The organism is Providencia sp. 2024EL-00732 (assembly GCF_044006275.1).
GTDB classification, from domain to species: domain Bacteria; phylum Pseudomonadota; class Gammaproteobacteria; order Enterobacterales; family Enterobacteriaceae; genus Providencia; species Providencia huashanensis.
Genome location: NZ_JBIPDG010000005.1, coordinates 104,909 through 129,711, shown reverse-complemented (window position 1 = coordinate 129,711; position 24,803 = coordinate 104,909). Strand labels below are relative to the sequence as shown.

Annotated in this window: 19 protein-coding genes; 15 read left to right on the top strand and 4 right to left on the bottom strand. The window is 41.7% G+C overall.

Annotated features, from left to right (window positions below):
- Window positions 1-195 precede the first annotated feature (195 nt).
- Entirely contained in the window at window positions 196-1,554 is a 1,359-nt protein-coding gene (locus tag ACHB7C_RS10620) for a hypothetical protein (RefSeq protein ID WP_395347278.1), read from the top strand.
- A gap of 222 nt (window positions 1,555-1,776) precedes the next feature.
- Here ACHB7C_RS10620 and pta read toward each other — a convergent pair whose 3' ends face one another.
- Window positions 1,777-3,921, bottom strand: coding sequence for a phosphate acetyltransferase (gene pta, locus ACHB7C_RS10615; RefSeq protein ID WP_048607517.1), 2,145 nt, complete (start codon window positions 3,919-3,921; stop codon window positions 1,777-1,779).
- Window positions 3,922-3,993: 72 nt separating this feature from the next.
- Window positions 3,994-5,196 (bottom strand): acetate kinase, encoded by a 1,203-nt coding sequence (ackA, locus tag ACHB7C_RS10610; protein WP_042844458.1) that lies wholly within the window; start codon window positions 5,194-5,196, stop codon window positions 3,994-3,996.
- A 595-nt stretch (window positions 5,197-5,791) separates the two neighbouring features.
- Between ackA and yfbV the strand changes: the two genes are divergently transcribed.
- From yfbV to ACHB7C_RS10585, 5 genes are all read left to right on the top strand, one after another.
- Window positions 5,792-6,247: a terminus macrodomain insulation protein YfbV gene (gene yfbV, locus ACHB7C_RS10605; RefSeq protein WP_042844455.1), complete on the top strand. Its 456-nt coding sequence runs from the start codon at window positions 5,792-5,794 to the stop codon at window positions 6,245-6,247.
- Window positions 6,248-6,386: 139 nt separating this feature from the next.
- The gene (locus tag ACHB7C_RS10600) at window positions 6,387-6,881 is read left to right on the top strand and encodes a YfbU family protein (protein WP_042845353.1); all 495 of its coding nucleotides are present in this window, start codon (window positions 6,387-6,389) and stop codon (window positions 6,879-6,881) included.
- A 346-nt stretch (window positions 6,882-7,227) separates the two neighbouring features.
- Window positions 7,228-7,902, top strand: coding sequence for a sugar phosphatase (locus ACHB7C_RS10595; RefSeq protein WP_042844454.1), 675 nt, complete (start codon window positions 7,228-7,230; stop codon window positions 7,900-7,902).
- Window positions 7,903-7,990: 88 nt separating this feature from the next.
- Window positions 7,991-9,820 carry an SLC13 family permease gene (locus ACHB7C_RS10590; protein ID WP_048607515.1) on the top strand — a complete coding sequence of 610 codons (1,830 nt, stop codon included), beginning with the start codon at window positions 7,991-7,993 and terminating at the stop codon, window positions 9,818-9,820.
- A gap of 155 nt (window positions 9,821-9,975) precedes the next feature.
- The gene (locus tag ACHB7C_RS10585; RefSeq protein ID WP_272678002.1) at window positions 9,976-10,197 is read left to right on the top strand and encodes a hypothetical protein; all 222 of its coding nucleotides are present in this window, start codon (window positions 9,976-9,978) and stop codon (window positions 10,195-10,197) included.
- A 292-nt stretch (window positions 10,198-10,489) separates the two neighbouring features.
- Here ACHB7C_RS10585 and yfbR read toward each other — a convergent pair whose 3' ends face one another.
- Together yfbR and ACHB7C_RS10575 are read right to left on the bottom strand one after the other, a co-directional pair.
- Window positions 10,490-11,071: a 5'-deoxynucleotidase gene (gene yfbR, locus ACHB7C_RS10580; RefSeq protein ID WP_042844450.1), complete on the bottom strand. Its 582-nt coding sequence runs from the start codon at window positions 11,069-11,071 to the stop codon at window positions 10,490-10,492.
- 401 nt (window positions 11,072-11,472) lie between these two features.
- On the bottom strand, window positions 11,473-12,687 hold the full coding sequence (locus ACHB7C_RS10575) for a pyridoxal phosphate-dependent aminotransferase (RefSeq protein ID WP_042844448.1): 1,215 nt from the start codon (window positions 12,685-12,687) through the stop codon (window positions 11,473-11,475).
- An 807-nt stretch (window positions 12,688-13,494) separates the two neighbouring features.
- On the opposite strand from ACHB7C_RS10575, the gene ACHB7C_RS10570 reads away from it, so the two are divergent.
- From ACHB7C_RS10570 to nuoI, 9 genes are all read left to right on the top strand, one after another.
- Window positions 13,495-14,418, top strand: coding sequence for a LysR family transcriptional regulator (locus tag ACHB7C_RS10570; protein WP_042844447.1), 924 nt, complete (start codon window positions 13,495-13,497; stop codon window positions 14,416-14,418).
- 1,110 nt (window positions 14,419-15,528) lie between these two features.
- Entirely contained in the window at window positions 15,529-15,972 is a 444-nt protein-coding gene (locus ACHB7C_RS10565; RefSeq protein WP_004259806.1) for an NADH-quinone oxidoreductase subunit A, read from the top strand.
- Window positions 15,973-15,990: 18 nt separating this feature from the next.
- A complete protein-coding gene (locus ACHB7C_RS10560) occupies window positions 15,991-16,665 on the top strand; it encodes an NADH-quinone oxidoreductase subunit B family protein (RefSeq protein ID WP_004912254.1) in 675 nt (224 codons plus the stop codon).
- Between the two features lie 74 nt (window positions 16,666-16,739).
- Window positions 16,740-18,542, top strand: coding sequence for an NADH-quinone oxidoreductase subunit C/D (gene nuoC / locus ACHB7C_RS10555; RefSeq protein WP_370661202.1), 1,803 nt, complete (start codon window positions 16,740-16,742; stop codon window positions 18,540-18,542).
- A 2-nt stretch (window positions 18,543-18,544) separates the two neighbouring features.
- Window positions 18,545-19,084 (top strand): NADH-quinone oxidoreductase subunit NuoE, encoded by a 540-nt coding sequence (nuoE, locus tag ACHB7C_RS10550; RefSeq protein WP_042844444.1) that lies wholly within the window; start codon window positions 18,545-18,547, stop codon window positions 19,082-19,084.
- A complete protein-coding gene (nuoF, locus tag ACHB7C_RS10545) occupies window positions 19,081-20,439 on the top strand; it encodes an NADH-quinone oxidoreductase subunit NuoF (protein WP_042844442.1) in 1,359 nt (452 codons plus the stop codon). Before nuoE ends, nuoF begins: the two co-directional genes overlap by 4 nt.
- 98 nt (window positions 20,440-20,537) lie before the next feature.
- A complete protein-coding gene (gene nuoG, locus ACHB7C_RS10540; RefSeq protein WP_173424803.1) occupies window positions 20,538-23,261 on the top strand; it encodes an NADH-quinone oxidoreductase subunit NuoG in 2,724 nt (907 codons plus the stop codon).
- Window positions 23,261-24,238, top strand: a complete 978-nt coding sequence (nuoH, locus tag ACHB7C_RS10535; protein ID WP_042844440.1) for an NADH-quinone oxidoreductase subunit NuoH — start codon at window positions 23,261-23,263, stop codon at window positions 24,236-24,238. The genes nuoG and nuoH overlap by 1 nt, the downstream gene beginning before the upstream one ends.
- 14 nt (window positions 24,239-24,252) lie before the next feature.
- Complete coding sequence (nuoI, locus tag ACHB7C_RS10530; protein WP_042844439.1) at window positions 24,253-24,795, top strand: NADH-quinone oxidoreductase subunit NuoI; 543 nt, start codon at window positions 24,253-24,255, stop codon at window positions 24,793-24,795.
- Window positions 24,796-24,803 lie beyond the last annotated feature (8 nt).

Here is a 24,803-nt window from a genome sequence, read left to right as displayed (position 1 = left end):
ATTTAACATCTAAATTATTAATTGAGTTTTAATTTAAGTTTGGCATCAGTTTTAAACCTATTTTAAATAATGGTGCGATATTAAATCTGATGGTTTTATTTTGTTGTATAAACAAGGCTTAGCTTTATTATTAATTATGTCATCTGACAGTTTCTTATTTCCTTAATAGTAAACATTAATATGGAAGATATAATTATGCCAAATAATAAATCAGTTGAGTTATTAAAGAATCAGAAAGGAAAAGATAAGTGCCCACCTAATAAGCTAGCTTTATACACTAATATTAATTATAACAATTCAGAACTTGGCGATATTCTTCTTATCTCTCCCAACATTCAACTTGATCAACAAGAGTTAGCATCGTATGGGTTTGATGTTGGTCATCATGATGGGGTTTCTTGTGTTGTTAATAATATGGGTCAGTCAGCCACTCTCGTTGCTGGGCTTAATCTTGATGGGGAAATACTCAAAGTCCTTGCGATGACATCAATCCCTTCTCTTGTTGATTACGGTTGGAATGATGCGACCCGCTCAGTGGTTTCTGCTCCCGTTGAACTAGTGGAGCTTGTGATATCGTCTCAAAATCCAGCTGAATTAAAATTAGGCCAACAAGAGCACTTTGAATTTAAAATAGAAAATAAAAGCGGTGTCGATGTCCCTGATGTAACGTTGGATATTACGTCTAAGAATAGTGGTGTAGTTGAAATTATTTCCTATCCTAATACGGTTAATCTCCCTGCAGGAGCCATAACGACAGTTGAGGTATTAGTCGATGGAAAGGGGCTGGGTAATACTGAGTTAAGCGTACGAATTAATACGCCAATCGGTTTTATTAATCAAAACAATAATACTTATAGTGTGACAGCAAAAGTGAATGGCGTTGTGAATTTAACACTGATGGTTGATAGGCAAGTTACTTTACTGAGGGGGATCACAAAGCGCATACCATTAAAGATCACTAATAAAAGTGAAATACCAGTTAATGGTGCTGTCATTGAAGCTGAATCAGAGAATGAATTACTTATGAGAGTGAGTGACATTGACCCGATAGTCAATATTGATGCAAATGATTCGACAGTGATTGATATCCCAATCAATACAAGTGCATCACGAGTGGGAAGCACACGGTTAATTTGCAGTATAACGCCTCCTGCCGGCTATGAAAATGAAGGCGACCATAATGTTAGTTCTAATATCATAGTCACTGCAGAAAAAGATTTAGAGGTCTTACAGAAATATCAGGCAAGTTGGGCTGGGGAAGGTGGTTATCTTTATAGTTATATGCTGACATTAATATCAGAAAATACACGGGTCACTTTATGGGAGTTATCCTTCCAATTACCTCCTGGAGCGAAAGTCTCCGGAAATTGGTATGAAAGCCAGAAAAATTGGTTAAATAAGAGGGAGTCTGGTGGGAATGTGATACTGAGTAATACTAGTGGGCATACAATTGACCCTGGTGTTGAACTCCCATTACAAATTCAGTTAGTTTATCCTAACCAAGCTGAAGCCTATGAATATATCTACAGCCTTCATCTTCGACAAATCAGATAAGGTGCTTCTCATTCAGTTAATACATGAGTATTGAGTGAGGGAATTTTCATTTGGTAGCTGTTTGTTATCTTGGTGAAAAACGGAATGTGTTGCACACATGTCATCATCAAGAATATATTTGCAAGCCGTATTGCGCTGCTATTAGAGATTAAATTTTTTTTATAAAAAAGCCAGTCAGTTGAAAGTAACCTGACTGGCTTTTTAACATCAATTATTTATTGATTAGGCATTTTCGTTTTGTACTGCTTGGATAGCAGTTAACGCAACGGTATAAACGATATCATCAACTAATGCACCACGAGACAAGTCATTAACTGGTTTACGCATACCTTGCAGCATTGGACCAATAGAGACTAAGTCAGCAGAACGTTGTACGGCTTTATACGTGGTATTACCGGTATTTAAGTCTGGGAAGATAAATACGGTCGCTTTACCTGCAACTGGTGAATTAGGCGCTTTGGATTTAGCAACATCAGCCATTACTGCGGCATCGTACTGCAATGGGCCATCAATCATCAGGTCTGGGCGTTTTTCTTGTGCTAAACGTGTTGCTTCACGTACTTTCTCAACATCACTACCAGCACCTGAATCACCTGTAGAGTAAGAAATCATCGCAACGCGTGGGTCAATACCGAACGCTTTTGCAGAATCAGCAGATTGAATAGCGATTTCTGATAATTGCTCTGCAGTTGGGTCTGGGTTGATAGCACAGTCACCATAAACAAATACTTGTTCAGGTAATAGCATAAAGAAGACGGAAGAAACTAATGAACTGCCCGGTGCTGTTTTAATTAATTGCAGCGGTGGACGGATAGTGTTGGCAGTGGTATGGACCGCGCCTGAAACGAGGCCATCAACTTCACCTTTTTCAAGCATCAGTGTCCCTAGGACGACATTATCTTCGAGTTGTTCACGAGCAACAACTTCAGTCATACCCTTGTTCTTACGTAGCTCAACCAAACGAGCGACATATTCTTCACGTACTTTGACAGGGTCAACAATTTCAATTCCTGTACCTAACTCAATACCCTGCGCTGCAGCAACACGACGAATATCATCAGGGTTACCTAATAAAATACATGTTGCGATCCCGCGCTCTGCACAGATAGAAGCCGCTTTGACTGTACGTGGCTCATCACCTTCAGGAAGAACGATTCGTTTACCTGCTTTGCGCGCTAATTCCGTTAATTGGTAGCGGAATGCAGGTGGTGATAAGCGATTAGGGCGCTCAGAATCTGCAACCAATGATTCAATCCAATCACTGCTAATATGACGAGCAACGTAGTTTTGAATTTTTTCAATGCGTTCATGGTCATCTGCGGGAACTTCTAAGCTAAAACTTTGCAGATTCAAGGATGTTTGCCATGTGTTGCTTTTTACCATGAAAACCGGCAGGCCCGTCTCAAACGCTTGTTCACACAGTTGACGGATTGGTGCATCGATATTGTAACCACCAGTGAGTAGTACAGCACCAATTTCAACACCATTCATCGCGGCAAGCGAAGCAGATACCAGTACATCAGGGCGGTCTGCTGAGGTCACTAATAAAGAGCCCGGGCGGAAGTGCTCAAGCATGTGCGGGATACTGCGCGCACAGAACGTGACTGATTTAACGCGACGAGTTTTAATTTCACCTTCGTTAACAATTTCAGCGCCTAAGTGTTTTGCCATATCAATTGCACGAGTGGCAATTAAATCAAAATTCCATGGAATTGAAGCGAGCACAGGTAAATTTAATGACGCTAACTGTTTCGTATCAAGATTAGCAACAGTTGCTTTGGTGGAGTCATCAAAAATTTCAGACAAATCAGGACGCGTGCGACCTTGCTCATCAACAGGTGCATTTACCTTATTAATGATAACACCGATAATATTTTTATTACGTTGACCACCAAACTCATTACGGACAAGTTCTAAACGCTCTTGCATTTGTGTAATGTTACTATTACCAGTAGCAGTAACGAAAACAATTTCAGCACCCAATGTTTTTGCAATTTCATAGTTTAATGATTGAGCAAATGAGTGCTTACGGGTAGGAACAAGACCTTCAATAAGAATAACTTCTGCATTTTTTGTGTGCTCATGATAACGAGCAACAATTTCTTCCATTAAGACGTCTTTTTTCGACGAGGTTAGCAGCGATTCAACGTATTCCATGTTTAATGGTTCAACAATGGTAGTAATACTTGAATGCGAACGAAGTACTTCGGTAGTTTGGTCTTTATTGCCAGAGACGCGTGGCTGTGCGATAGGTTTGAAAACGCTTAATTGAACACCTTTTTGTTCCATTGAGCGAACGACACCTAGGCTAACGCTAGTTAAGCCAACGCTGGTGCCAGTAGGTATTAACATAATTGTACGGGACACGGGAACCTCTTTATTTCGGTTACTCTAATGACAAAACGATACCGCCAGCAGGTTGCTGGCGGTAGAAGTTGCTTATGCGGTTAAACGCGCAGTATCTTGGGCAATAACCAATTCTTCATTGGTTGCGATAACCAGCGCTGGGCGGCTTTGATCGGTAGTGATTAAACCTTCTTTACCGAAGCGTGCCGCTAAGTTGCGTTCGTGATCATATTCGAAACCAAGGATTGCCAGTTTCTTCAAGGTGATTTCACGAACTTGTGCTGAGTTTTCACCAATACCACCTGTGAAGATGATAGCATCAAGGCGGCCTTCCATCAGTGCACTATATGCACCCACGTATTTCGCTAAACGATGGCAGAAAACATCCATTGCGCGAGTTGCGTCTTCTTGAGTGCCATAGTTGTCTTCAACATAACGGCAGTCGCTGGTCACGCCTGTTAAGCCAAGTAAACCTGATTCTTTAGTCAGCATTTTATTGATTTGTTCAACGCTCATACCTAAAGAATCATGTAAATGGAAAATGATTGCAGGGTCGATATCACCACTACGTGTTCCCATTACCAGACCTTCTAATGGCGTTAAGCCCATGGAGGTATCAACACATTTACCGTTAACAATCGCAGTCACAGAACCACCGTTGCCTAAGTGGCAAGTGATAACATTGAGCTCATCAACAGGCTTATTCAGTTTTTTTGCAGCTTCACGGGAAACATAGTAATGGCTTGTACCGTGCGCGCCATAACGGCGGATACTATGCTCTGAATAGAGTTCGTATGGCAATGCATACAGATAGGATTCTTGCGGCATGGTCTGGTGGAATGCGGTGTCAAAGACAGCAACATTTTTATTGACCAAGTGCGGGAATGATTTTCTTGCTTCTTCAATACCAATAAGGTGAGCAGGGTTGTGCAGTGGTGCGAATGGGATAGCCGCTTCAATACCGGCAATAACGTCATCAGTAATTAAAACCGAAGACGTGAATTTTTCACCACCGTGAACAATACGGTGACCGATAGAAGTGATCTGCTCTGACAACTCTGGTTTTTCAGCAAGAATGGTGTTAACAATGAAATCCAATGCTTCGCTATGCGCCGCACCAGCACCTAAAGGAGCTTCCTTTTTAGCACCGTCCATTTTCCACTTAATACGAGCTTCAGGGAGGTTGAAGCACTCCGCTAAACCGGATAAAAATTCATCTCCATTAGTCGGATCGATGATGGCGAATTTCAGTGAGGAGCTACCGCAGTTTAAAACCAGTACCAGCTTACTTGACATGGAAATACCTATCGTTAATTGTTGTTGTGAAGCCTTTCGAAAAACATGAAAAGACTCAGATTAAAAATATATTGCTAGAGCCTAGCGTATTTATGACCTGAAACATCATGATTGATATCATGTTAAAGGCGAAAAAGTTAAAGATCGTGAGACCTTTAGGGGTTGATAAAGCAGGCGCTATCCTTTTTTGCAAAGGCATATAAAAGTAAACCTCTGCACCTAGTGTTGAAATAACGACCAAAAACCCCAATATATATAACTGTTGTCTATCTTCAGTTTCGAAGATGGATAAAGCTACAAAGTAACAAATGCAACAGCAATTCTAAATGTGGCAGATTCTACTAAAATTATTTTATATTTTATACGTTTTTTTTAAAAATAGAGACTTTGATTGATTAAAATCATAAGTGACGTATAAAGTGGTGTTATAGCACAGGGTTATATTGCTATTAGAATAGCTGATATTTAGTAAAGTGACTTAACTTAAGGTAAATGTAATGAAATAATTTCGTTATCTTAAATGTGCTATCATTTTACCATGGTGCAATCTACAAATTATTGCCTCAGTTTTTCAGAAGTCGATAGGAAACGTTTCATGAGTACATTACAAAGTACACCGCCCGGTTTTTTTAAACGCTTTAGATTAGGTAACCGCTATCTGAAGACCTTTCCTATGGAGAAAAAACTGTCGCCAATTTTCCCCGAAATTCGTATCAACAAAGCAGTTCGCTTTGGTATTCGTTTTATGCCGCCCATTGCCATTTTTACATTAGCATGGCAAATCGCGTTAGGTGGGCAATTGGGGCCCGCCATTGCTACGGCTCTTTTTGCCTGTAGTTTGCCAATGCAAGGCCTATGGTGGTTAGGTAAACGTGCTGCGACGCCTCTACCATCTAGCTTGCTGAGCTGGTTTCATGAGATCCGTGATAAATTTACTGAAGCAGGAATTGCCATGGCACCGATTGAGCAGCAACCTGATTATATGGCGTTAGCTGACTTGCTAAAGCGCGCATTTAACCAATTAGATCGTTCCTTTATGGAAGATATTTAAGAGATGATTTCTATTAAAAGGTAGATTTAACAATAAGTAATGTAAAAATGGTGTTTAGATCAATAAAAGTTGTGTTTTCACTGTCTATGATTAATGTTGAATGCGAAGATAAGCCATACTTTTTAGTGGGAGAACCATGATGGAAATGACTAACGCACAACGCTTGATCTTATCGAATCAATATAAAATGATGACCATGCTTGACCCTGATAATGCAGAACGTTATCGTCGTCTACAAACCATTATTGAACGTGGTTATGGGTTACAAATGCGTGAGTTAGACAGAGACTTCGGCCATTTAAGTGAAGACACCTGCCGTACTGTTATTGATATCATGGAAATGTACCATGCACTGCAAGTTTCTTATAGCAACATGGCTAACAAGGAAGAGATTGATGGCCGCCGTGTGCAGTTTTTGGGCTTTGATGCCGCAACAGAAGCACGTTATTTGAGCTACGTCCGCTTTATGGTAAATACAGAAGGGCGTTATACCCACTTCGACAGCGGGACGCATGGGTTTAACTCACAAACGCCAATGTGGGATAAATATGTACGGATGTTAGCGATTTGGCATGCCTGTCCACGCCAGTATCATCTTTCAGCGGTAGAGATTTCCCAGATCTTCAATGCTTAGTGCTCGTTGTATTTTGCGCTGTAGCGTTGTTGACTGCGTTCGGCTACTCGTCTCTGGTCGCTTAGCTACAGCACAAACTTCTTAGAGTAAATTTGTTCGTCATACTTCTACTTGGCGTCAAGGCGAATAATTTAGAGCAAATGAAATTAATAAGTATAAAAATTTCAAACTCAAACTCAAACTCAAACTTAAATTAACATTTCTTTTCTGTTTTAACTCTCCAGTGCACTCAAATCTAAGTCATTAACGCAAATCTTGATTATTTTTGTTATTGAGGTTGCGCATTGGCGTCTATTTAGCGTTAACTAAGAGATAGAATCGATTCAAGAACAAGAAAGGGGTAGACGTGAAATTAAAGGCAAAAGGGTTTCTATTTGATTTAGATGGCACATTAGCAGATTCGCTCGCAGTGGTTGAGCGTTGTTGGTGTAAGTTTGGTGAGCGTATCGGTAAAAGTGCTGAGGAAATTATTAGCTATATTCATGGGAAGCCAGCATTAACCAGTTTACGTCATTTTTTACCCGATGCGACTGAAGAAGAGGTCATGGATTATTTCCGCTGGTTAGAGAAAATGGAAAGTGAAGATATGGAAGGGGTGGTTGCCTTGCCGGGGGCTGTAGCGCTATTAACGCGTTTAAATGAAATAGGTGCACCTTGGGCAATCGTGACTTCAGGAACAGTGCCAATCGCTCATGGTCGTCAGCAAGCAGCGGGTTTACCGGAACCAAAACACTGGGTAACCTTTGAAAAGGTAACTAAAGGTAAGCCAGATCCAGAGCCATTTTTATTAGGTGCAAATGTACTTTCTTTATCGCCAAAATCCTGTATTGCTTTCGAAGATGCTACGGCAGGCATTCATTCTGCACTTAGTGCTGGCTGCCAAGTCGTTGCAGTCCATGCGCCAGAAGAAATGGCCCGTCGTGATGAAATTAATGTAATCATCAATTCATTGGCACAAATTTCAGTTATGGGCCCCGACAATAATGGGGATTATGAACTTTTAGTGTCTAATTCGGATTAATGATGATCTAATCAAAGAAATTCTCCGTAAAACATGGTTAACTAAAGAAAAACTTTAGCAATGTATTTTTTCGTCGAAAGGGGATATTTTGAACGGAGAATTGCTGTGGGTATTAACCTTACTGTTGATCGCGATAGTTTTATTTACCACAAATAAAATCCGTATGGATGTGGTTGCGCTATTAGTGATTGTCGCTTTTGTTCTGAGTGATACTTTAACACTTGAGCAAGCAACGGCAGGGTTTGCTGACCCTAACGTACTATTGATTGCGGCTTTATTCGTTATAGGTGACGGTCTTGTCCGAACTGGCATCGCATATCAAATGGGGGATTGGCTTGTTCGTGTAGCAGGAAGCAGCGAAAGCAAGATGCTGGTTTTTTTAATGCTCACCGTTGCGGGGCTGGGTGCATTTATGAGTTCAACAGGGGTGGTTGCTATCTTCATTCCAGTCGTTCTCAGTGTTTCTGCCCGGATGAAAACTTCCCCAAGCCGTCTGATGATGCCACTTGGTTTTGCAGGGCTAATGAGCGGCATGATGACATTGGTTGCAACGCCTCCGAATATGGTTGTTAACAGTGAATTGGTTCGTGAGGGGATTGAAGGCTTTAAGTTTTTCTCAATTACACCTATCGGTATTCTGATTTTATTGGCGGGTATAGCCTATATGTGGGTTACACGTCGCTGGTTAGGAAGCAACGAGCCAGACAAACTCCCTGAACGCTATCAGCGTAGTTTTCGTGATTTAATTCGTGATTATAAATTGACTGGTAGAGCACGCCGCCTCGCTATTCGCAAAGGCTCGCCATTAATAGGCCATACCCTTGATGAATTACACCTACGTTCTCGCTATGAAGCAAACGTAGTGGGCATTGAGCGCTGGCGTAAATTCCGTCGTGTTATGGTCAGTGCGACAGGGGGGACGGAACTGCGCGAACGTGATGTTTTATTGGTTGATATTTCGGTCAGTGATGATGAGTTGCGGCAGTTTTGCAGTGAGCAATTACTCGAACCAATGATTTTACGTGGTGATTACTTTTCTGACCAATCCCGCGATGTAGGAATGGCTGAAGTTTCCATGAACCCTGATTCAGAACTGCTTGGTAAAACGTTAAGGGACATTAAATTTCGTACTCGTTATGGGCTTAACGTCGTCGGGATCCGTCGTGATGGTAAAGCATTGGATGGAAAGTTGGTTGATGAACCACTAAGACTTGGCGATATCTTGCTGGTAATTGGTGATTGGAAGTTAATCCGTATTTTATCCACTAAACCACGTAATTTTATTGTATTAAACCTTGCTGCGGAAGTAGAAGCAGTTGCGCCAGCGTCATCACAAGCTCCCCATGCGCTATTTTGCCTAGCCCTAATGGTGGCAATGATGGTGACTAATGAAATTCCAAACTTTATCGCTGCGCTGATTGCGTGTTTGTTAATGGGTAAATTCCGTTGTATTGATATGGAAAGTGCTTATAAGTCTATCCATTGGCCAAGTATTATTTTAATCGTAGGGATGATGCCGTTTGCTATAGCTTTACAGGAAACAGGGGGGATTGCCCTTGCGGTTGACGCGTTGATGAAAGTTGCAGGGGGGTTAGGCCCTCATGTGATGCTGTTATGTCTCTTTATCTTATGCGCTACTATTGGTTTGTTTATCTCAAATACTGCAACTGCGGTGTTAATGGCCCCTATTGCGATTGCTGCCGCACGTCAAATGGAAGTTTCACCGTTGCCATTTGCTATGGTAATTGGGATTGCGGCTTCAGCTGCCTTTATGACGCCAGTTTCATCTCCTGTTAATACATTAGTTCTTGGCCCCGGCGGATATAAATTTGCTGACTTTTTGAAAATGGGAGTGCCATTTACTATTATTGTTATGTTAATTAGTGTGGCAGTTATTCCGATACTATTTCCTTTTTAAGCTCATAGAAAATAATTTTAGCAAAAAGCTCTAATCTATATTAGCGCTTTTTGCTATTAAAATTAATGATATTTTTAATATTTAATATATTCTAAAAGAAATTTTTTTGTTGATATTCTCTGTAATTCAATACATTTCAATTATAGGTGAATAAAATGAGTCAAAATGAATCATGGGGAGATGATAAATTCAATTATGGTTATTGTGACTTTGAAAATTATTGGGGGGAGACATTGTCACATGTTGAACTAACTCACTTCGTTGCAGGTTATTTTGATGTGACTAAAAAACTTGCTACGTCAATAAAACTATATGATATTCCAGATAAATCTGAGCTAAAAAAATATTTACCATATTATTTGAACGAAATAAAATAGATTCATATGATTTTTGGTTAATAAAATTTGTGACGAAGAAAGGGGAAGTACATAAAACTAAAGAGCCTTTACGTTGTACTATCTCTATTGATGACTCTGAATATGTAATACTAGGTATTAATGGGGATAAAAAAATATTTTATATTGCATTTTCTACTATGATAGGTTGCAATAAAAAGCTAGTGAAGGTTGAATAACCTTTTTTATAGAATAAACTCAAATCTAATTTGCTATTATTAGATTGGTAAATCAACAGATATATAAGTAGATATAAAATACTACTACTTATATATTAATTGCTGATTTCATCTAAAGATAAAGTAAAACTGGGTACGAAGGTTTTCATAAAATATTCCATCTCTGGGCTATTTCGCTCAGCTAACATTTTCTCTAGACGCCTTTTGGCTAATTTAAACTCACTATTCCCTGCGGACAGCTCTTCTAGACATTTTAAATAGGCACATAATGTATCTGCTTGTTTTACGATAAAATGCTCTTCTTCCGATTGTAAATCTTCAATAATTAATTCTTTAAAGTCGTCTTGTAATTCTTCAGGTAGCATGTCGATAAGCTTTTGTTGCGCAAATTTCTCTATTTTTTTATATTCATGGGCTATTTGTTGATTATGATACTTGATAGGAGTAGGGAGGTCACCGGTAATGACTTCACTGGCATCATGGTACATGGCAAGTAGTGCGATTTTCTCTGCGTTTACATTACCTGCAAACTTACGGTTTTTAATGATGGCAAGTGCGTGAGCGACCATAGCAACCTGTAAACTATGCTCAGAGACATTTTCAGTGCGTACATTGCGCATAAGTGGCCAGCGGTGGATCAGTTTCATTCTAGCGAGATGGGCAAAAAAGTAGCTCATAATTCCTCTTCATATTGTTTGTAGACCATAGAAATTATATCGAAAATAGAAGTAAAGTGATATGAGTTTATTGTTTTTTTAATTAGTTATTCCTAAAATATAAAATAAATAACATTCAATTATCAGTCGCAATCCGAATATCTATTTTGGAACTTTTTAATTAATATAGTAATTATATTGAATTATAATATTAAAAAAATATAATGGGCTTTTAAATAAGAAATAAAGGGGCAATATGAAATACTTTCCATTTATATTATTGGGGTTTTTCCTTGTGGCAATCTATTTTATTTCTATTATTTGATAATCAAAATAATACAGTCAATAAAAGATGATGAAATGTAAAATTTAACAAGCCTCCAAATAGGAGGCTTTATTTTTGGAATAACTAAAATACCATATTACTGGCGATAACCTTCTAAGAAACGGCCAAATTTATTAATCGCCATTTCTAAATCATCTGCATAGGGTAGCGTGACAATTCTAAAATGATCAGGTTCAGGCCAGTTAAATGCAGTGCCTTGAACTAATAGCACTTTTTCTTGTAATAATAAGTCTAAGATCATTTTTTGGTCGTCATGAATATTAAAGCGTTTAATATCAATTTTTGGGAACATATACAGCGCCCCCTGAGGTTTAACACAAGAAACCCCTGGAATTTGGTTAATCAGTTCCCAAGCGCGTTCGCGCTGTTCATATAGGCGACCACCTGGCTGAATAAATTCGCTAATGCTTTGATAACCACCGAGAGCCGTTTGAATGGCATGTTGCATAGGGACGTTGGCGCATAAACGCATTGAGGCTAACATTTCTAACCCTTCAATATAGCCTTTAGCATGCTTTTTAGGACCATTTAGTACCATCCAACCTTGACGGAAACCAGCAACGCGGTAGGTTTTTGATAAACCATTAAACGTGATGGTTAATAAATCCGGTGCTAATGCTGCGATTGAATGGTGGACTGCACCATCATATAGAATTTTATCGTAAATCTCGTCCGCATAAATGATGAGATTATGTTGTCGAGCAATTTCGACGATTTCCATCAACAGGTCTTTGCTATATACAGCACCTGTTGGGTTATTGGGGTTGATAACAACGATACCACGGGTTCTTGGTGTAATTTTTTTGCGGATATCTTCGATATCTGGCATCCACCCTTGTTGTTCATCACACATATAATGAACGGCTTTCCCACCAGAGAGGGAGACGGCGGCGGTCCACAGAGGGTAGTCAGGCGCAGGGACAAGCATTTCATCCCCATTATTAAGTAACGCTTGCATTGCTTGCACAATGAGTTCTGATACCCCATTACCAATATAGACATCTTCAACGGTCATTTCATGAATACCGCGAGCTTGGTAATGTTGAACGATAGCTTTACGGGCAGAATAGAGCCCTTTTGAATCACAGTAACCTTGTGAACTAGGCAAATTGCGTAGAACATCAACGAGAATTTCATCAGGCGCTTCAAAGCCAAATGGTGCCGGGTTACCAATATTCAGTTTGAGAACTTTGTTCCCTTCTTCTTCTAAGCGCTTAGCTTCTTTTAACACAGGCCCGCGAATGTCATAGCATACATTATCGAGTTTATTAGATTTGGTTAGATTATTCATTGTTCTCTCATTACCCTAACGGGGTTACTTTGGTAGGGACCGGCATTATTACCTTACTGTACTCTTCTGTCAGAAGCTTTTGAAGATGCTAGGTAATCTTTGGTGTAAAAGGTTGATTTGAGCATAAATGTAATACTTGGGCTCTGAATATATTCATTAAGTTAGCCTTACAGTCTAATTGTATGTTTTAAGTTGGAGTTTAATTTCGATAATCTTTAGGGTTTTAGTATAGAAATGGTAAAAATGAGGAAATCCTAGCTCTTAAAAGAAAAATTGTATCGAAATGTAATATTGATAATGGAATCATGAATACTGTCATAATTTATACGCTATAACGGCCTTTTTTTGTAATTTTTAGTGGGGTTTTGTTAGTAATATTGATTGTTTCGGCTGGTTTTTTTTAACTTAAAGTGCTGCATTTTATTGTAATTTATTGATTTTTAATGATATTAAAAAATAGTGAAATGATTTTTATAATGTGCTTACATTAAAATAATTGTGATTACATTAAATATGTTACTATTTAGGTGTACTAAACGAAGGGATTTTAATTAGCTTTTAAGAAGTATATTCCTTTTTTTAAATACATTTTTGATTTTTTGGAAGTATTCTATTTATCTCAGCTATTTTGTCGCTAATAAGCGCTATATTTGTGTTAAATAGGTAAAATAAAGAAAAGTAGAAGAGAAGTTATTGCAGATCTATGGATTAGAAATGCACTCACTTAGTAGTCGCACAAAACTCGCTGATTCTCATGGAGGAGAGCAGAAACACCAGGTTACATAATATTATATAAGAGAATGAACGATGATAAATTCCAATCGTCCCATTATGAACTTAGATCTTGATTTGCTACGAACTTTCGTTGCTGTCGCTGATCTAAATACATTTGCAGCCGCAGCGGCTGCGGTGTGTAGAACGCAGTCTGCGGTAAGCCAGCAGATGCAACGTTTAGAGCAATTAGTCGGTCGTGAGCTTTTCGCTCGTCATGGGCGGAATAAACTGCTTACAGCACATGGATTGCAATTACTCGGTTACGCGAGGCAAATTCTTCGTGCAAATGATGATGCAACTGCATCATTGACTTATAACGATGCAGAAGGTGAACTTCGTATCGGAGCATCAGACGACACTGTTGATATTTTGCTGCCATTTTTACTTAACCGGATAGCATCAGTATACCCACGAGTTGCTGTTGAAGTTCGCATCAAGCGAGCGCAATTTATTGAGTCAATGTTAGATAATCACGAAGTGGATTTAGCATTAACGACAACAAGGATTAGTCATCATCCTAAGACGGCATTAAGGACAGTACCTGTGTTATGGCACAGTGCTCCTGATTTCCAATTGCGCCCTAATGAGCCAATACCGTTAGTTGTTATGGATGAAACTAACCCTTATCGTAAACTGTGTACTAATGCGTTAGATGAAGCAGGGTTGCCATGGCATGTAGCCTATGAGGCTGCTTCTTTACCAGCTGTTCGTGCTGCTGTGAATGCAGAGGTTGGGGTAACTGCCAGACCAATGGAAATGCAAAATGCGGATTTACGTATTTTAAATGAATCAGATGGGTTACCTCGTTTACCTGATATTCAGTATTGGTTGTATAAAAATGCAGATGAACAGAAAGATTTTGTTTTAACGGTGTTTAGTGCCATCGAAAACAAAAAAATACCTTATGTTGCATCGTCAGCGAGTGAATTGGCTGATAGCAATGATGGGGAGAATTAAGTTAATCGTTTCGTCTAATTTAGCTTAATCATAATATATAATTTATTTATTTATTTCGACGGTACTTCCAACCTGCTTGGAAGTACCGTTTTTTATATCATTTTATTAACTTACAAGTGATTCACTTGTTTGTGATCAATGCGTTACTGCTTATAGACAGATATTATTTTAACGGCGCATCAGGTGGAAAGGGCACAACTTACACAATCAAATTACAACGCGATAAAAAGTGGCAAGATAATCCTATTTGTGACTTGTTGCTGCTGAGCACAAACAAAATAATGCTTACTGACTGAAACGATTATTTCACGTTACCGTGTTTAATGTTCAATATTGGGAAACGGTATCAAGTAATCCTATTGAGTCAGTGTTTAAATAGTCAAAATGCTTTTTATCGTTATCAAGTTCAAATTTATCATTTTATTTCCGATTTTAGCTTATAAAAAAGTCAATTAACCACTTAATAAGTATGGTTAAATATTGAAGAGCATGAAATAATTGTGATGTAGCTGGCATAACCTGAATTTCATTAGTTAGTTAATGATTTGTTATGTTATTAACAATTTTTTTTAGCAGAATTGGTAAAATAGCGCTGGTATGTCAGTTAGTTACTTAAATTAAACAATAAAAATGCGTTAAGGCTTCTTAAAGTTAAATTGAATGTGATGTAAACAAATTGAGTACTTTTTCAATAAAACTGTGCGTTAGATCAAATAAAAAGAGCAATTTTTCATCTGTTAAGACAGGTTTTTCCTGAGATAATGGTGTAGTAAAAACGAATAATCAGTTAAACTAGTTTGCGTCTTTACTTGTGTATCATTACACTGACACGTTTTAGCAGATTATGAGTACTTTTTGTTATTTTAGTGTTTTTAGTCTGTGAGGTTTTTGTAACAAATACGGGTTATTTTACCTAATTTGGGTAAAGTAAATTGTAATGAGAGAGGACAAACCAAACGCGGTCAACAGACTGATTTAAGTTTGGTGATCTTTTAGTTGGTGACCAATGTTTGGTCTTTCTTCTCGATTAACTGGGCAATTGTGGTGCAATACTGCCGTGTTGTAAAAAAGAGCAGTTTACGCACCATAAGTAATGAGTAAGCAACGAGTATGTCTACATCAATCCTAGCGTTAGCCCATAACTGGGCGTTTGCGATATTCCTTATCGGCACTATCGGTCTGTGTGCTTTCATGCTGGTCGCAGGTCACTTCTTGGGTAGCCGCGCCAAAGCCAGAACAAAACATGTCCCTTACGAATCAGGTATTGATTCGGTCGGTAGTGCACGTCTTCGTATGTCAGCTAAGTTTTACTTAGTCGCCATGTTCTTCGTTATCTTCGATGTTGAAGCCATGTTCCTATTTGCATGGTCAGTCGCCATCCGCGAAGCTGGCTGGGTAGGCTTTATCGAAGCCGCTATCTTTATTTTGGTATTGTTGGCGGGATTGTTTTATTTAGTTCGCGTTGGAGCATTGGATTGGACACCAGTCCGTTCTCGCGGAAAAGTAAAGCATCCTAGTGAAGTTATTAAAATCAGCAATCGTCATCCGCAGTAAAAAGCGAGGCATTATACAATGGATTATACGCTCACCCGCATAGATCCGAACGGTGAGAACGACCGTTACCCACTGCAAACTCAGGAGATCGTAACTGATCCACTGGAGCAGCAAGTTGAAAACAGTGTGTACATGGGGAAACTTTCTCATGCACTTCACGATGTTGTTAACTGGGGGCGCAAAAACTCTCTATGGCCCTATAACTTTGGCCTTTCATGTTGCTATGTAGAAATGGTGACTTCGTTCACGGCTGTTCATGACGTAGCCCGCTTTGGTGCGGAAGTACTACGTGCTTCTCCTCGCCAAGCCGACTTCATGGTCGTTGCAGGCACATGTTTCACTAAAATGGCGCCTGTTATTCAACGTCTGTATGACCAAATGCTTGAACCAAAATGGGTTATTTCCATGGGTTCATGTGCTAACTCTGGTGGTATGTATGACATTTATTCTGTTGTACAAGGCGTCGATAAATTTATCCCTGTAGATGTGTATATCCCAGGTTGCCCACCGCGCCCAGAAGCCTATATGCAGGCTCTGCTTCTGTTGCAAGAATCTATCGGTAAAGAGCGTCGTCCGCTGTCTTGGGTCGTTGGTGACCAAGGGGTTTACCGTGCCAACATGCAATCAGAAAGAGAAAGAAAGCACGGTGAACGTATTGCAGTGACGAACCTGCGTACACCAGACGAAATTTAAGGCTTAAAGCCATACAGCGTAACAGAGCAATGTTGTTGCGAAATAATAAACCTGATCAAGCGTTATGGTGAAGAATGATGACAGATCAGATAGCGCAAGCGAGTAGTACCCAGCCAGGATGGCAGACACAGGAACATTTAAATGACCCTGTGCTTCTGGAACTGCGCAATCAATTTGGGCCGGATGCCTTTTCTGTTCAAGCAACCCGCACTGGTATGCCAGTGGTTTGGGTTCGTCGTGAACAATTACTGGAAGTTGTAGATTTTCTAAAGAAACTACCAAAACCGTATGTCATGCTATTTGACTTACACGGGGTAGATGAACGCCAAAGAATCCACCGTCAAGGCCTGCCTGAAGCAGACTTTAGTGTTTTCTATCACATTATTTCTATTGACCGTAACCGCGATATTATGTTGAAAGTCGCTCTTAATGAGAAAGACCTCAACGTACCTTCTATGGTTTCGCTGTTCCCAAATGCAAATTGGCATGAACGTGAAGTGTGGGATATGTTTGGGATCACTTTCCAAGGTCACCCAAATTTACGTCGCTTACTGATGTCGCCAAGCTGGGAAGGTCACCCACTGCGTAAGGATTATCCTGCGCGTGCAACTGAGTTCGACCCCTTTGTTCTGACTAAACAGAAACAAGATCTGGAAATGGAAGCTTTAACTTTCAAACCAGAAGAGTGGGGCATGGCACGTGGAAATGAAAATGAAGATTTCATGTTCCTGAACTTAGGGCCAAACCACCCATCATCACACGGTGCATTCCGTATTGTACTGCAACTTGATGGTGAAGAAATTATCGACTGTGTGCCTGATATCGGTTACCACCACCGTGGTGCTGAGAAAATGGGCGAGCGCCAGTCATGGCACAGTTACATTCCTTACACTGACCGTATTGAGTACCTCGGTGGGTGTGTGAATGAAATGCCATACGTGTTAGCCGTTGAAAAATTGGCTGGCATTGAAGTGCCTGACCGCGTAAAGACCATTCGCGTCATGCTGTCTGAATTATTCCGTATTAATAGCCACTTGCTATACATCAGTACTTATATTCAAGACGTCGGCGCAATGACACCTGTATTCTTTGCGTTTACTGACCGTCAAAAAGTGTACAACGTGATTGAAGCTATCACTGGGTTCCGTATGCATCCAGCTTGGTTCCGTATTGGTGGTGTTGCACACGACTTACCGCGCGGTTGGGAAAAGTTGCTGCGTGAGTTACTTGATTGGCTGCCGAAACGTTTAGAGTCTTATGTCACGTCTGCACTGAAAAACTCCATCTTAAAAGGCCGTTCTATTGGTACAGCAATGTACAACAAAGAAGAGGCATTGGCATGGGGTGTGACAGGTGCGGGTTTACGTGCTACAGGCGTTGATTTTGACGTGCGTAAATGGCGTCCATATTCAGGTTATGAAAACTTTGAATTCGATATTCCTATCGCTCACAACGGTGACTGCTATGACCGTGTGATGATCAAAGTTGAAGAGATGCGCCAGAGTATCCGTATTCTTGAGCAATGCTACAAGAATATGCCAGAAGGCCCATTCAAAGCCGACCATCCATTGACGACGCCGCCACCAAAAGAGCGTACGTTACAGCACATTGAAACCCTGATTAACCACTTCTTGCAAGTGTCTTGGGGGCCAGTGATGCCTGCGAATGAATCATTCCAGATGGTTGAAGCCACGAAGGGGATCAACAGCTACTACCTGACCAGTGATGGCAGCACGATGAGCTACCGTACACGTATTCGTACGCCAAGCTATGCTCACTTGCAGCAAATCCCTGCGGTTATTCGCGGTAGTTTAGTTTCAGACTTAATCGTCTATCTGGGTAGTATCGATTTTGTAATGTCGGATGTGGATCGCTAACCATGCATAATGAACATGATAAACACAATCAACTCGATGTGGTGAATGTATTCGAACCTCAAGCTCATCATGGCTTTGTTTTAACTGACGAAGAGCGTGCAGAAATAGAAGGTGAGAAACATCACTATGAAGATGCGCGAGCAGCATCTATCGAGGCACTGAAAATTGTGCAAAAAAACCGTGGCTGGGTTGAGGACGGTGCGATCTATGCTATCGCTGACGTCTTAGGTATCCCCGCTAGTGATGTTGAAGGTGTGGCAACATTCTATAGCCAAATCTTCCGTCAACCTGTTGGACGCCACATTATTCGCTATTGCGACAGTGTTGTTTGCCATATTACTGGTTATCAGGGTTTAGAAGCTGAAATCATTAAACAGCTGAATATTCGCCCTGGCCAAACAACAGCCGATGGTCGCTTTACATTGCTGCCAACCTGTTGCTTGGGTAACTGTGATAAGGGTCCGACGATGATGATCGATGAAGATACTCACAGTTATGTGCAGCCTGAAAATATTCAAAAATTACTGGAGCAGTATCCATGACAAATTCTGTTAATCCAGTGATCCGTACTGCTGAAACTCATCCCCTAACATGGCGTTTGCGTGATGACAATCAGCCTGTTTGGTTAGATGAGTACCGCAGTAAAAACGGATACAAAGGTCTTGAGCGTGCGCTCAAAGGCATGGCACCGGATGAAGTTGTTAACCTTGTCAAAGACGCTGGCCTGAAAGGGCGTGGTGGTGCGGGGTTCTCAACAGGCCTGAAATGGAGCCTGATGCCAAAAGACGAAAACATGAAACTGCGTTATTTCTTATGTAATGCGGATGAAATGGAACCGGGCACCTACAAAGACCGCTTATTGATGGAGCAACTGCCTCATTTGTTAGTTGAAGGGATGATCACGGGAGCATATGCACTAAAAGCTTATCGTGGTTATATCTTCCTACGTGGTGAGTATGTTGAGGCAGCTCAACACTTGCGCCGTGCCATCGAAGAAGCGAAAGCTGCGGGCCTGTTAGGAAAAAATATCCTCGGTTCGGGGTTTGATTTCGAGCTATTTGTGCACACCGGTGCTGGGCGTTATATCTGCGGTGAAGAAACTGCACTGATTAACTCTTTAGAAGGTCGTCGTGCTAACCCGCGTTCTAAACCACCATTCCCTGCAACATCAGGTGCTTGGGGTAAACCAACTTGCGTAAATAACGTTGAAACTATCTGTAACGTGCCGGCTATTTTAGAGCATGGTGACCAGTGGTACATCGATTTAAGCGCAGGTAAGAGTAAAGACGCGGGCACTAAATTAATGGGCTTCTCTGGGCGTGTGAAAAATCCGGGTCTATGGGAATTACCATTTGGTACAACGGCACGTGAAGTATTAGAAGATTACGCAGGTGGTATGCGTGATGGTTTAAAACTTAAAGCATGGCAGCCGGGTGGGGCAGGGACAGACTTCCTGACCAATGACCACCTCGACTTACCAATGGATTTTGAAAATATTGCCAAAGCCGGTAGCCGTCTTGGTACTGCATTAGCAATGGCGGTTGATCATGAAATCAACATGGTTTCGTTAGTTCGTAACTTAGAAACCTTCTTTGCACGTGAATCCTGTGGTTGGTGTACGCCATGTCGTGATGGATTGCCGTGGAGCGTGAAAATTTTACAAGCACTGGAAAAAGGCGAAGGCCAACCGGGTGACATCGAAACATTAGAGCAACTTTGCCGTTTCTTAGGTCCGGGTAAAACATTCTGTGCTCACGCACCGGGAGCAGTCGAACCGCTGCAAAGTGCCATCAAATATTTCCGTGATGAATTTGAAGCGGGTATCTCGCAAAAAGATCTGCGTAACATCGTGCAGATTGCGGGTATCCAACCAAACCTGCTCAAGCAGCGTTGGTAATTATTTAGCGATTGAGCAACCGCTAAAGAGATTTTTCACGAAGAACGTATTTTTGATTAACGCCTGCTTTATGCGGGCCTTTGGGAAGCATGCTGACTATGGCTACAATATATGTAGACGGCAAAGAATATGACGTAAACGGGTCTGAAAACCTGTTACAAGCCTGTCTTTCTCTCGGGCTAGATATTCCTTATTTTTGCTGGCATCCGGCGCTGGGAAGCGTTGGCGCTTGCCGCCAGTGTGCGGTTAAGCAATATCAGAACGCGGATGATACTCGCGGTCGCCTAGTAATGTCTTGTATGACACCGGCAACGGAAGGTACCTACATCTCAATTGATGATGAAGAAGCCAAACAATTCCGTGAAAGTGTTGTGGAATGGCTGATGACCAACCACCCTCACGACTGCCCAGTCTGTGAGGAAGGCGGTAATTGCCACCTACAAGATATGACGGTGATGACCGGTCATAATATGCGTAAATATCGTTTTACGAAACGTACACACATCAACCAAGACTTAGGGCCGTTCATTAGTCATGAAATGAACCGCTGTATCGCTTGTTACCGCTGTGTGCGTTATTACAAAGATTACGCAGATGGCACGGACTTGGGGGTTTATGGGGCACATAACTATGTGTATTTCGGTCGTACAGAAGACGGTACGCTAGAAAGTGAATTCTCAGGTAACCTAGTTGAAGTCTGTCCGACAGGGGTCTTTACCGATAAAACGCACTCTGAGCGCTATAACCGTAAATGGGACATGCAATTTGCCCCGGGTATCTGCCAACAGTGCAGTATCGGTTGTAATACTAGCCCAGGTGAGCGCTATGGTGAAATCCGCCGCATTGAGAACCGTTATAATGGTTCAGTAAACCACTATTTCCTATGTGACCGCGGTCGTTTTGGTTATGGCTATGTCAACCGTAAAGACCGTCCACGTCAAGCTGTGCTAAATAAAAATGGTGTAAAACAGGTTATATCGGCTATTGAGGCAATGCAAAGCGGTGCGCAAATTATCAATCAAGCGAAGAAAGTGATTGGTATTGGTTCACCACGTGCAAGCATCGAAAGTAACTATGCGTTACGAGCACTTGTCGGTGCAGAAAACTTCTATTCAGGTGTTTCTTCGAGTGAGCAACGCCGTTTAGCGCTGATGCAAAATATCCTGCAAAATGGCGGTATCTATACGCCAACACTGCGTGAAGTGGAGGGTTACGATGCGGTGCTGGTACTGGGTGAAGATTTAACTCAGACAGGTGCGCGTATGGCGTTATCTGTACGTCAAGCGGTGAAAGGTAAAGCACGTGAAATGGCGGCAGCACAAAAAGTCGCTGACTGGCAAATCGCGGCAATCATGAACATTGGTCAACATGCGAAATACCCACTGTTTATCACCAATGTGGATGATACCCGCTTAGATGATGTCGCCGCATTTAATTACCGTGCTCCTGTGGCTGACCAAGCACGTTTTGGTTTTGCTATTGCCAACATGATTAATGGCGATGCACCAGCAGTGAATGACTTACCTGCAGACCTCAAAGCGAAAGTTGAAACCATCGCACAAGCGCTTTCAAGCGCGAAAAAACCACTGATTATCAGTGGTAGTCATAGTGCTAGTGAGGCGATGATCCAAGCCGCGGCTAACGTGGCATTTGCACTAAAAGCGAAAGGTGCGCAGGTGGGCTTATCTTACTTAGCCTCTCATGCAAACAGTTTTGGTTTAGCAATGATGGACGCACAGCCATTAGACAGCGCATTAGCTCGCATTGAAGCGAACGAAGCGGATGTGGCTATCGTTATCGAAAACGACCTGTACCGTCATAGCAATGTAGATGCGGTTAATAGCGCATTAGCGAAGCTGAAGCATTTGATTGTTGCTGACCATCAGCAAACCGACATCATGGATAAAGCAACATTAGTTCTGCCAGCAGCAAGCTTTGCTGAAGCAGACGGTACGTTGATTAACCAAGAAGGTCGGGCACAACGTTTCTTCCAAGTCTTCGACCCAACTTATTACGACAAAGCTATCGTGATGAACGAAAGCTGGCGCTGGATGCATTCATTGCAAACTGAAGCACAGGAACGTGATGCAGACTGGTCGCAACTTGACCATGTGATTGCTGATTGTGTTGCTACACTGCCACAATTTGCAGGCATTGTTGATTCTGCACCAAAAGCCTCTTTCCGTATCCGTGGTCAAAAACTGGCACGTGAACCTCATCGTTACAGTGGTCGAACAGCGATGCTGGCTAACCAATCTGTTCATGAGCCTCGTCAACCGCAAGATATTGATTCTCCATTTGCTTTCTCAATGGAAGGGAACAACAGCCCAACGGCACCACGTCAGCAAATTCCATTTGCTTGGGCGCCGGGTTGGAACTCACCACAAGCGTGGAATAAATTCCAAGCAGAAGTGGGGGGCCATTTGTTATTTGGTGACCCAGGTGTGCGTTTGTTCAATTCAACAGAAAGTAAATTGGCTTACTTCACTGATATTCCAGCAGCTTATCAAGCGACTGAAGCTCAGTGGGTGGTGGCGCCGTATTACCATCTGTTCGGCAGTGACGAAATGTCACAGCGTTCAGACGTGATCCAACAGCGTATGCCTGAGCCTTATATCATGCTGAATGCGCAAGATGCAGAGTCACTTGGTTTGACAGCAGGAACAAAAGCTGAATTTAGCCATGCAGGTCAAGCATTTAACTTAACTGTACGCCTCAGTAATCACCTATCGACTGGTCAAATTGGTTTACCATTAGGGATGCCGGGTATCGCACCTGTTCTGGCTGGCGTGTCAGTCAATAATCTGCGGAGGGGAGCATGATGGATTGGATTTCTCCTGAAGTAATGGAAGTCCTTATTTCCATACTTAAATCTGTCGTCATTTTATTGGTTGTTGTGACTTGTGGAGCCTACATGAGTCTGGGAGAGCGCCGTATTCTCGGTCTGTTCCAGAACCGTTACGGCCCTAACCGTGTTGGTCCGTTTGGGATGGGCCAGTTAATCGCGGATATGTTCAAAATGCTGTTTAAAGAAGACTGGATCCCACAGTTCGCGGATAAGAAAATCTTTACGCTAGCGCCAGTTATCGCATTTTGCTCATTATTCCTTGCATTCGCCATCGTACCTGTTAGCCCAACTTGGCACGTGGCAGACCTGAATATTGGGATTTTATTCTTCCTGATGATGGCGGGTCTAGCGGTGTATGCGGTGTTATTCGCTGGTTGGTCAAGTAACAACAAATACTCTTTATTGGGGGCGATGCGTGCGTCAGCACAAACCGTGAGTTACGAAGTGTTCTTAGGCCTTTCTTTAATGGGCGTGGTTGCACAAGCAGGTTCATTCAACCTGATTGATATTGTTAACTCCCAAGAAGGCATGTGGAACATCATTCCTCAGTTCTTTGGCTTTGTAACTTTTGCGATTGCAGGTGTTGCGGTATGTCACCGTCACCCGTTTGACCAACCAGAAGCAGAGCAAGAGATTGCGGATGGTTATCACGTTGAATACTCAGGGATGAAGTTCGGTCTGTTCTTCGTTGGTGAGTATATCGGTATCGTAACGGTCTCTGCTCTGATTGTGACGCTGTTCTTTGGTGGCTGGCATGGACCATTCTTGCCGTCATTCTTGTGGTTTGCGATTAAAACTGCGTTCTTCATGATGATGTTTATCTTGATCCGCGCTTCTTTGCCGCGTCCTCGTTATGACCAAGTGATGTCTTTCGGTTGGAAAATTTGTCTGCCGTTGACACTGCTTAATCTGCTGGGTACCGCAGCAGTGATTTTATACAACGCTCAGTAAGGGGTGATTGAACCATGACATTAAAAGAGTTATTGGTCGGTTTCGCCACCCAAGTACGTAGTATTTGGATGGTCGGCCTACATGCGTTCGATAAACGCGAAACGCAAATGTACCCAGAAGAGCCGGTTTATCTACCACCCCGTTACCGTGGGCGTATCGTATTAACACGCGACCCTGACGGTGAAGAGCGTTGTGTAGCCTGTAACTTATGTGCGGTGGCTTGCCCTGTGGGTTGTATCTCACTGCAAAAAGCTGAACATGAAGACGGCCGTTGGTACCCCGAGTTTTTCCGCGTGAACTTTTCGCGCTGCATTTTCTGTGGCTTGTGTGAAGAGGCTTGCCCAACTACGGCAATCCAATTAACACCTGACTTTGAAATGGCCGATTGGAGACGTCAGGATCTGGTTTACGAAAAAGATGACCTACTCATTTCAGGTCCGGGTAAATATCCTGATTATAACTTTTACCGTAAATCGGGTATGGCGATTGCAGGTAAAGACAAAGGTGAAGCGGATAACGAAGCGAAACCGATTAACGTCAAAGACCTGTTGCCATAAGGAGCGAT

What these genes read in the sequence shown, in the direction of transcription:
- ACHB7C_RS10600 (WP_042845353.1), top strand. Translation starts at nt 6,387, where the DNA reads ATGGAAATGACTAACGCACAACGCTTGATCTTATCGAATCAATATAAA.
- nuoE (WP_042844444.1), top strand. Translation starts at nt 18,545, where the DNA reads ATGCATAATGAACATGATAAACACAATCAACTCGATGTGGTGAATGTA.
- ACHB7C_RS10620 (WP_395347278.1), top strand. Translation starts at nt 196, where the DNA reads ATGCCAAATAATAAATCAGTTGAGTTATTAAAGAATCAGAAAGGAAAA.
- ACHB7C_RS10575 (WP_042844448.1), bottom strand. Translation starts at nt 12,687, where the DNA reads ATGAATAATCTAACCAAATCTAATAAACTCGATAATGTATGCTATGAC.
- nuoC (WP_370661202.1), top strand. Translation starts at nt 16,740, where the DNA reads ATGATGACAGATCAGATAGCGCAAGCGAGTAGTACCCAGCCAGGATGG.
- yfbV (WP_042844455.1), top strand. Translation starts at nt 5,792, where the DNA reads ATGAGTACATTACAAAGTACACCGCCCGGTTTTTTTAAACGCTTTAGA.
- ACHB7C_RS10565 (WP_004259806.1), top strand. Translation starts at nt 15,529, where the DNA reads ATGTCTACATCAATCCTAGCGTTAGCCCATAACTGGGCGTTTGCGATA.
- nuoG (WP_173424803.1), top strand. Translation starts at nt 20,538, where the DNA reads ATGGCTACAATATATGTAGACGGCAAAGAATATGACGTAAACGGGTCT.
- nuoH (WP_042844440.1), top strand. Translation starts at nt 23,261, where the DNA reads ATGGATTGGATTTCTCCTGAAGTAATGGAAGTCCTTATTTCCATACTT.
- ACHB7C_RS10560 (WP_004912254.1), top strand. Translation starts at nt 15,991, where the DNA reads ATGGATTATACGCTCACCCGCATAGATCCGAACGGTGAGAACGACCGT.
- yfbR (WP_042844450.1), bottom strand. Translation starts at nt 11,071, where the DNA reads ATGAGCTACTTTTTTGCCCATCTCGCTAGAATGAAACTGATCCACCGC.
- nuoF (WP_042844442.1), top strand. Translation starts at nt 19,081, where the DNA reads ATGACAAATTCTGTTAATCCAGTGATCCGTACTGCTGAAACTCATCCC.
- ackA (WP_042844458.1), bottom strand. Translation starts at nt 5,196, where the DNA reads ATGTCAAGTAAGCTGGTACTGGTTTTAAACTGCGGTAGCTCCTCACTG.
- ACHB7C_RS10585 (WP_272678002.1), top strand. Translation starts at nt 9,976, where the DNA reads ATGAGTCAAAATGAATCATGGGGAGATGATAAATTCAATTATGGTTAT.
- ACHB7C_RS10570 (WP_042844447.1), top strand. Translation starts at nt 13,495, where the DNA reads ATGATAAATTCCAATCGTCCCATTATGAACTTAGATCTTGATTTGCTA.
- nuoI (WP_042844439.1), top strand. Translation starts at nt 24,253, where the DNA reads ATGACATTAAAAGAGTTATTGGTCGGTTTCGCCACCCAAGTACGTAGT.